The sequence below is a fragment of the Oerskovia sp. NPDC060287 genome (assembly GCF_042726775.1).
GTDB lineage: Bacteria > Actinomycetota > Actinomycetes > Actinomycetales > Cellulomonadaceae > Oerskovia > Oerskovia merdavium.
In genome coordinates this window covers 1-7960 of record NZ_JBHXBO010000191.1, presented here as the reverse complement: position 1 = coordinate 7960, position 7960 = coordinate 1, and the positions used below count along the sequence as shown (strand labels likewise).

The window sequence follows — 7960 nt, the reverse complement described above, 5'->3', positions numbered from 1 at the left end:
TTTTGTTTATACGCCCCCGCCCCCCACAGCTAGCCGCGCGGGTCTGGCCGTTGGGGGCGCCCCGGGCTTCCCCGCGGGCGGCGCCCTCTCGGTGCCGCGGTACCGCGCGCCTAGCGGGTACCGCTCGTGTTCAGCGGCGCGGTCGAGGCACGCACCACGAGCTCGGGCTCGAACAGCAGCTCGTCGCGCGACACGTCGGCCCCCGCGATCATGCTCGCGAGCAGGTCGACGGCCGCGCGCCCCATGGGCTCGATGGGCTGGCGGACGGTCGTGAGCGCGGGATCGGTCGAGTTCATGAGCGACGAGTCGTCGTAGCCGACGACCGACACGTCGGTCGGGACCTCCTTGCCCGCCCGGCGCACGGCCCGGATCGCGCCGAGCGCGAGCGGGTCGCTCGCGCACACGATCGCGGTGGCACCTGCTTCGAGGAGCCGCACCGAGGCGGCCTGGCCGCTCTCGAGCGAGTACTGGCTGTGCTGGACGAGTGCCGGGTCGATGGTCACACCGTGGCGCTCGGCGAGCGCGTGCGCCGCCGCGAGCTTGCGCTCGGACGGGATGTGGTCGGCGGGGCCGAGCAGGAACCCGATCCGGCGGTGCCCCAGGGACAGGACGTGCCCGAGCGCCTGGTTCATGGCGACGACGTCGTCGCACGAGACCCGCGGGAAGTCGAGCGACTCGATCGAGGCGTTCATGAGGACCACGGGCAGGTTGCGCTCGGCCAGGCGCCGGTACGGCTCGTGGTCGGCCTCTCGCTGCGCGTAGAAGCCGCCCGCGAAGAGCACGCCCGAGACCTGCTGGCCGAGCAGCAGGTCGATGTACTCGGACTCGGTGATGCCGCCCGCGGTGCGCGTGCAGAGCACTGGCGTGAACCCCTGCTGGGCCAGCGCACCACCGATGACCTCGGCGAACGCGGGGAAGATGGGGTTCGCGAGCTCGGGGAGGACGAGGCCGACGAGCCGGCCTCGCTCACCGCGCAGCTTGGTGGGGCGCTCGTACCCGAGCACGTCGAGGGCCGTGAGGACGGAGTCGCGCGTCGCCTGGGAGACTCCCGGCTTGCCGTTGAGCACGCGGCTGACCGTGGCCTCGCTGACGCCGACCTTCTTGGCCACCTCGGCAAGTCGTCTGGACATGCTGCTGACTATACGCAGCGCGCAAGCCGCTTGCGTTCACTTGCGCAACCTTGAGCGATCCCTGCGGATCCTCTCGGTGCGGTCAGCGACCCCGCGTCACGGTGTGCCCCGCGTCGGTCAGCACGTCGACGGCGGCCTCGACCGAGTCCTCGGGGACCAGCACGAGGTCCGCGTGGAACGTCGAGGCGACGAACACCGAGATGCTCGCCTCGGCGAGCGGCCCGACGATCGCCGCGAGCATGCCGGGCTTGCCCAGCCCGTGGGGGTCGCCGTAGAACCCTGCCCAGCGGTCGCCGCCGCCGCCGAAGGGCGAGGCCTCGCGCAGGACCGTCAGACCCTCGGGCGCACGCACGAGCGCGACCCACTCGTCGTCGTCGGGGAACGCGGCGTGGGGCTCGTGCGCGAGCGTGAAGAACGTGTCGAGGAGGCGCAGCTTCTGGGCGGGCATGCCCGCGAGCCTAGGGCGCGCCACCGACACGCAGATCGTCACGGCGGCCGTCGTGCAGTGCACAACAACCCGTGTGCGCGGCACACCGCGAGCGCCTCGCCGTGGTTAGGCTCGACGGGTGAGCGCCCCCACCCTCTCGCCCGGGCTCCTGCCCGCGCCCGTGAGCCTTCAGCCCGCCACCGGCACCTTTCCGCTGACCGACGGCACGCCCGTCCGCACGGACCCGGCCCTCGCCGCGGCCGCGCGCTGGTGGCGCCGGACCACCGAGGCCGCGTTCGGCGTGGACCTGCCGTTCCTCGTCGCTCCCGGCGCCTCCGCCGGCCCGGCCACCCCGGCGTCCGACGGTCCGGCTCCCGCCACCGGGACGCCCGACGACGCAGCCCGCCCGGGCGTGACCCTCGCCCTCGACGCGACGCGCCCCGCGGGCGGCTACCGCCTCGAGATCACCCCGCAGGCCGTGCTGCTCACGGCTGCCGACGTGGCCGGTGCCCATGCGGGCGTCCAGACCCTGCGCCAGCTCGCGGGCCCGCAGGCCTACCGGACGGCTCCGGTCGACGCGGCCCCCGGGGACCCGGCGAGCGCCGTCCGTCTGCCCGCCCTCACGATCGAGGACCGTCCGCGCTTCGGCTGGCGAGGCGTGCTGCTCGACGTCGCGCGGCACTTCCTGCCCCAGCGCGAGGTCATGCGGTTCGTCGACCTCGCGGCCGCGCACAAGCTCAACGTGGTCCAGCTCCACCTCACGGACGACCAGGGCTGGCGCATGCAGGTCCACCGCTACCCGCTCCTCACGGAGGTCGGCGGCTGGCGCACCGAGTCGAACGTCGGGACGTGGCGCACGGGGGTCTTCGACGGGCGCCCGCACGGCGGCTTCTACACCCAGGACGACCTGCGCGAGATCGTCGCCTACGCGCGTGAGCGGGGCGTCGTCGTCGTGCCGGAGATCGACGCTCCCGGGCACGTCGAGGCGGCCGTCGCGGCCTACCCGTTCCTCGGGACCCGCAAGACCCCGCACACGGTGCGCACCACGTGGGGCGTGAGCACCGAGGTGCTCGACCCGTCCGACGAGGCGCTCGAGTTCTTCACGAACGTGCTGGACGAGGTCTGCGACGTCTTCGACTCCCCCTGGATCGCGATCGGCGGCGACGAGGTCCCCACGACGCTGTGGCGCGAGAACCCGGCGATCGTGGCTCTCGCGGAGCGGCGCGGTCTCGCGGACGTCGCGGACCTCGCGGGCTGGTTCCTGGCCCGCCTGAGCGAGCACGTCACGGCCAGGGGGCGCCGGGCGGTCGTGTGGGACGAGGGCTTCGGCGAGCAGCTCCCGCGTGACGTCGTCGTGACCGCGTGGCGCGGCTTCACCGTGGGAGCCCACGCGCTCGAGGCGGGCAACGACGTCGTCATGGCCCCTGAGCAGGTCGTCTACCTCGACCACCGCGCAGGCGACGGCGAGGAGGAGCCCGTCCCCGTCGGCTTCCTCCGCACGGTCGAGGACGTCTACGCGTTCGACCCGTTCCCGGCCGAGGTCCTGGCGCAGCACCCGGGCCTCGACGCGGCGCCCGGTCGCCTGCTGGGCGCCCAGGCCGAGGTGTGGTCGGAGCACCTCGACTCGCCGCGCCGCATGGACTACGCGGCGTTCCCGCGCCTCGCGGCGTTCGCGGAGGTCGTCTGGAGCCCGACGGCGGAGCGCACCCCGGGCGCTCCTGCCTCGGCCGAGTTCCTCGCGCGGCTCGAGCACGACCACCTGCCGCGCCTCGACGCGGCAGGGGTCGAGTACCGTCCGCTCGACGGGCCGAAGCCCTGGCAGCAGCGCCCCGGCGTGCACGGGTTCCTGCGCCACCTCGACCAGGAGATGGCTGCGGGCGGCTGGGCCGGCGTGGGCGGCTGGGTCGAGGGACGCGACGCGAGCTCGGAGGGGCAGGCATGAGCGCGGCACAGGCGTCGGCGGGCGCTCAGAGCAAGGTGGAGCCCGGCAAGGGCGAGCCCGGCACCGGCGTGACGCTCGTCGTCCGCAGGGCGCGGCTCACGGCCCCGGGCGGGCTGACCGCACCGGTCGACCTGCTGGTCGCAGGAGACCTGATCGACGACGTCGTCCCGGCGGGCAGCGTGCCCGTCCCCGCGGGGGCGCTCGTGATCGAGGCCGCGGGCCGCATCGCGTTCCCCGGCTTCGTCGACGCCCACGTGCACGGCGAGGCCGCGGTCCTGGACCCGGACGTGCAGCTCGCGATGCTGCGCCAGGGAGTCACGAGCATCGTCGTGGGGCAGGACGGCGTGTCCTACGCGCCCTCCGCGCCGCTGCCCGTCGCGGACGGGACCCCCGACGCGCACACCTGGGCCACGGGGTATTTCAGCGCGATCAACGGCGAGCACCCCACGTTCCATGGCGGCTCGGTCGCCGACCTGCTCGCGACGTACGAGGGCACCACTCCCCTCAACGTCGCCTACCTCGTCCCGCACGGCACGCTGCGCTACGCGGTCCTGGGCGGCGCGGCCCGGGCCACGACCCCCGAGGAGACGGGCCGCATGGTCGCCCTGCTGCGCGAGGCCCTCGACGACGGCGCGTGCGGCATGTCCACCGGGCTCGAGTACGCGCCGGCCTCGAACGCGACCGACGACGAGCTCGTGGCCCTGGCCCGGGTCCTCGCCGAGCGCGACCTGCCGCACGTGAGCCACATGCGCGGCTACGAGGACAAGGCCGGGACCGCGATGGCCGAGCTCGTCCGGGTCGCCCGGGCGTCGGGCGTCGCGACCCACGTCTCGCACTACCACGGGCCTGCGGACGAGCTCGTCGGTTACGTCGAGGACGCGCACGCGGGCGGGCTCGACGTCACGTTCGACTCCTACCCGTACCTGCGCGGCTGCTCGATCCTGTCGATGGTCTCGCTGCCCACGTGGTTGCCCACAGCGGACCCGGACGCCACGGTCGCGATGCTCCAGGACCCCGACGTCGTCGCGCGCCTCCGAGCCGAGCACTTCCCCGGCCTCGCGGACCTCTGGGAGCGTGTGACCATGGCCGCCGTGCCCGGCGAGCTGCAGTGGAGCGAGGGCATGGCGCTGCTCGACGTCGCCGACCGGCTGGGCCTCGACCCCGTCGAGACGACGCTGCGGATCCTGGTCTCGACCCACCTGCGCGCGGGCTGCGTGTTCGCCCAGCCGCCGACCAACTCCCCCGAGTCGGTCCGGGCGCTGCTCCGGCACCCGGCGCAGATGGGCGGGTCGGACGCGATCTACCAGGGCGGTCGCCCCCACCCGCGCGGCTGGGGAGCGTTCGCGCGCTTCCTCGCCGAGCACGTGCGCACGCTCGGCGACTGGACGTGGCACGACGCCGAGCGGCACCTGTCCGCAGCGGCCGCCGAGCGCTTCGGGTTCGCCGATCGCGGGGTCCTGCGCCCCGGCGCACGCGCCGACGTCGTGCTGCTCGACCCCGAGACCGTGCAGGACGTCGCGACGTACGAGGACCCACGCCGCCCCGCGACAGGGATCGACGACGTGCTCGTCGCGGGCGTGCCGGTGCTCGCGGGCGGGCGGCCCACCGGCGCGACCCCGGGGCGCGCGCTGCGCCCGACCGCCGCGGCGGCTCGCGCATGACGGCGACCGCGCGTGCCGCCGCTGCGCAGGGAGCCGCGAGCGCCGAGCAGGCTGGTCGAGCGGCCCCGGTGAGCCAGCCTGCGTCCCCCGCACCGCAGGCCACCGCCGACTCCGCCCGGAACTCGTCCCAGTCGCTCCGCCGCGCCCTGACGATCCTCGACGCCCTGCGTCACGACGCGGCCCGCGGGCTAAGCCTCGTCGAGCTCGCGGACGTGCTGGGCACGCACAAGAGCACGGTCTCGCGCCTGCTGGCCCCGCTCGTCGAGGTCCACCTGGTCCGGCGCACCCCGACCGGACGGTTCGTGCTGGGTGCCGGGACGCTGCGGCTCGGCCAGGCCTACCTCGAGGGGCTCGACCTGCGCACGGTCGCGGAGCCCCACCTCGCGGACCTCATGCGGGCCTCGGGGGCCACGTGCCACCTCGTGGTGCGTGACGGCCTCGACGTCGTCTACATCGACAAGCAGGAGAACACCGCGGTCGTGCGCATGGCCTCGCGCATCGGGCACCGCATGCCGCTGTACTGCACGGGCGTCGGCAAGGCGATCCTCGCCGCGAGCGACGTCGACCTGCTCGAGTCCGTGCTCGCGCACCCGCTGTCGGCCGTGACCGCGCGGACCCTGACGGATCCCGACGCTCTGCGCGCCGAGCTCCGCACGGTCGCCCAGCGCGGCTACGCGATCGACGACCGTGAGAACGAGACCGAGGTGCGCTGCGTCGCGGCCGCCGTCGTCGACCACACGGAGACCGCGATCGGCGCGCTCTCCGTCTCCGCGCTCGCCTCGCACATGCCACCCGCCCGGGTGCGCGAGCTGGGCCCGCTCGTCGTGCAGGCCGCCCGTGCGGTCTCCGCCGGGATGGGCTCCGTGCGCTGCGGCTACGAACCCACCGGGAGGAACGTATGACCGACCCCACCCAGGCCGACCGCCTCACCCAGCCGTCCACCCGCGCGACCGTCCCTGCGGACCCGAGCGCCGTCGTCGGGCCCGCGACCAAGGGCCTGCGGCTCGACGCCGAGCGGACCGTCGCGGACGTCCTCGCGGGCTCCCCCCGCATCACCGACGACGCCTTCTCCTGGCCGCTGCTGACGCTCGACGACGCGGCCCTCGACCACAACGTGGCCCTCATGGCGCGGCTGTGCGCCGAGCACGGCGTCGAGCACGCGCCGCACGTCAAGACCGCGATGTCGCGCGGGCTCTACGCCCGCCAGGCGCGCGCCGGGGCGTGGGGCGCGACCGTCGCGAACCCGGCGCAGCTCCGCGTGGTCCGCACGTGGGGCGTCGAGCGCGTGTTCCTCGCGAACGAGCTCGTGGACCCGCGCGAGATCGCGTGGCTCCGCCGCGAGCTCGAGGCCTCGGTCGCCCCCGGCGGCACCCCGTTCGAGGTGTGGGTGTACGTCGACTCGATCGAGGGCGTCGGGCTGCTCTCGCGCGGCTTCGCGGGCGCCTCGGAGGACGTGGTCGCGGGCCTCGGCGTGCTCGTCGAGGTCGGTGTCCCGGGCGGCCGGACGGGCGTGCGGAGCACGGCCGACGCGCTGGGCCTCGCGCGGGCCGTGCGGGCCGCGGGCCTGCGACTGCCCGGGGTCGCCGGGTACGAGGGGTCCGCCGCGGGCGGCACCACGCCCGAGGACCTGGCCAAGGTCGCGGCGTACTGCCGCGGCCTGCGCGACGTCGCGGCGGCGTTCGTGCGCGAGGGCCTGGTCCCCGACGACGAGCCCGTGGTCGTGACCGCGGGCGGCAGCTCGTTCCTCGACGTCGTGCTCGCCGAGCTGCCCGGGCCGCTCACGGTCGTGGGCACCGGCGGCGGCACCGAGACCACCCGCGACGTGCGCGTCGTCGTGCGCTCGGGCGCCTACCTCACGCACGACCACGGGTTCTGCGCCCGCATGGACCCGTGGGACCGCATCCCGGGCGGCGAGCCCATGCACGCGGCCGCGGTCGTGTGGGGCCAGGTGCTCTCGGTCCCCGAGCCGGGCCTGGTGCTGTGCGGCGTGGGGCGGCGCGACGTGTCCTACGACATCGACCTGCCCACCGCGCTGTGGCTGCGCACGCTCGACGAGAACGGAGGTCTGCGCCCTGCGCACGACCTCGCGGGCGCGCGCGTCACGGGCCTCAACGACCAGCACCTGTACCTCACGGTCGACCCCGCACCCGCGGGCAGCGCCCCGGTCACGACGCAGATCCGGCCCGGCGACGTCGTCGGGTTCGGGATCTCGCACCCGTGCACGCTGTTCGACAAGTGGCGCGTGGCAGCCGTCGTGAGCGACGACGACCAGGTGGTCGACCTGGTCGGCACCGAGTTCTGACCCTGCACGTCCCGGACCGACCAGCACCACCCGCAAGTTCCCGAGAGAAAGAGGCACGATGAGCACCGCCAAGTCCCCGATCAGCACCCCGCACGCGCCGGCACCGGCCCACACGTTCCACCAGGGCGTGCGCAAGGGCCCGTTCGTCCAGGTCTCGGGCCAGGGCCCGGTCGACCCCGCGACGAGCGAGTACCTGTTCCCCGGCGACGTCGCGGCGCAGACCACGCGGACGCTGGAGAACGTCAAGGCCATCGTCGAGGGTGCGGGCGCCACGTTCGACGACGTCGTGATGCTCCGCGTGTACCTCACCAAGCGCGAGGACTTCCCCGTCATGAACGACGCGTACGGCGCGTTCGTCGAGGCCAACTGCCCGGGCGGCGTGCTGCCGGCCCGCACCACGGTCTTCACGGGGCTGCCCCGCGAGGAGATGCTGGTCGAGATCGACGCGTTCGCGATCACGGACTGACGCTCCCCGGCGTCGAGTGCGTGGTTCGGCTG

The 7960-nt window shown here is 74.6% G+C and carries 7 protein-coding genes; 5 read left to right on the top strand and 2 right to left on the bottom strand.

The genetic code is table 11. The annotated features are described in order from the left end of the window. Positions 1-110: 110 nt before the first annotated feature. Complete coding sequence (locus ACFWFR_RS15000) at positions 111-1130, bottom strand: LacI family DNA-binding transcriptional regulator (protein WP_377623483.1); 1020 nt, start codon at positions 1128-1130, stop codon at positions 111-113. An 82-nt stretch (positions 1131-1212) separates the two neighbouring features. Next, the gene (locus ACFWFR_RS14995; RefSeq protein ID WP_191800238.1) at positions 1213-1578 is read right to left on the bottom strand and encodes an ACT domain-containing protein; all 366 of its coding nucleotides are present in this window, start codon (positions 1576-1578) and stop codon (positions 1213-1215) included. 118 nt (positions 1579-1696) lie between these two features. Between ACFWFR_RS14995 and ACFWFR_RS14990 the strand changes: the two genes are divergently transcribed. From ACFWFR_RS14990 to ACFWFR_RS14970, 5 genes are read left to right on the top strand one after another with little or no spacing between them, the layout of a single operon-like run. Continuing rightward, positions 1697-3499, top strand: coding sequence for a beta-N-acetylhexosaminidase (locus tag ACFWFR_RS14990; protein ID WP_377623482.1), 1803 nt, complete (start codon positions 1697-1699; stop codon positions 3497-3499). Further along, positions 3496-5160 carry an amidohydrolase family protein gene (locus tag ACFWFR_RS14985; RefSeq protein WP_377623481.1) on the top strand — a complete coding sequence of 555 codons (1665 nt, stop codon included), beginning with the start codon at positions 3496-3498 and terminating at the stop codon, positions 5158-5160. Before ACFWFR_RS14990 ends, ACFWFR_RS14985 begins: the two co-directional genes overlap by 4 nt. Beyond that, the gene (locus ACFWFR_RS14980) at positions 5157-6062 is read left to right on the top strand and encodes an IclR family transcriptional regulator (protein ID WP_377623480.1); all 906 of its coding nucleotides are present in this window, start codon (positions 5157-5159) and stop codon (positions 6060-6062) included. Before ACFWFR_RS14985 ends, ACFWFR_RS14980 begins: the two co-directional genes overlap by 4 nt. Next, a complete protein-coding gene (locus ACFWFR_RS14975; RefSeq protein WP_377623479.1) occupies positions 6059-7462 on the top strand; it encodes an alanine racemase in 1404 nt (467 codons plus the stop codon). Before ACFWFR_RS14980 ends, ACFWFR_RS14975 begins: the two co-directional genes overlap by 4 nt. 58 nt (positions 7463-7520) lie before the next feature. Continuing rightward, positions 7521-7928 carry a RidA family protein gene (locus tag ACFWFR_RS14970; RefSeq protein WP_377623478.1) on the top strand — a complete coding sequence of 136 codons (408 nt, stop codon included), beginning with the start codon at positions 7521-7523 and terminating at the stop codon, positions 7926-7928. Positions 7929-7960 lie beyond the last annotated feature (32 nt).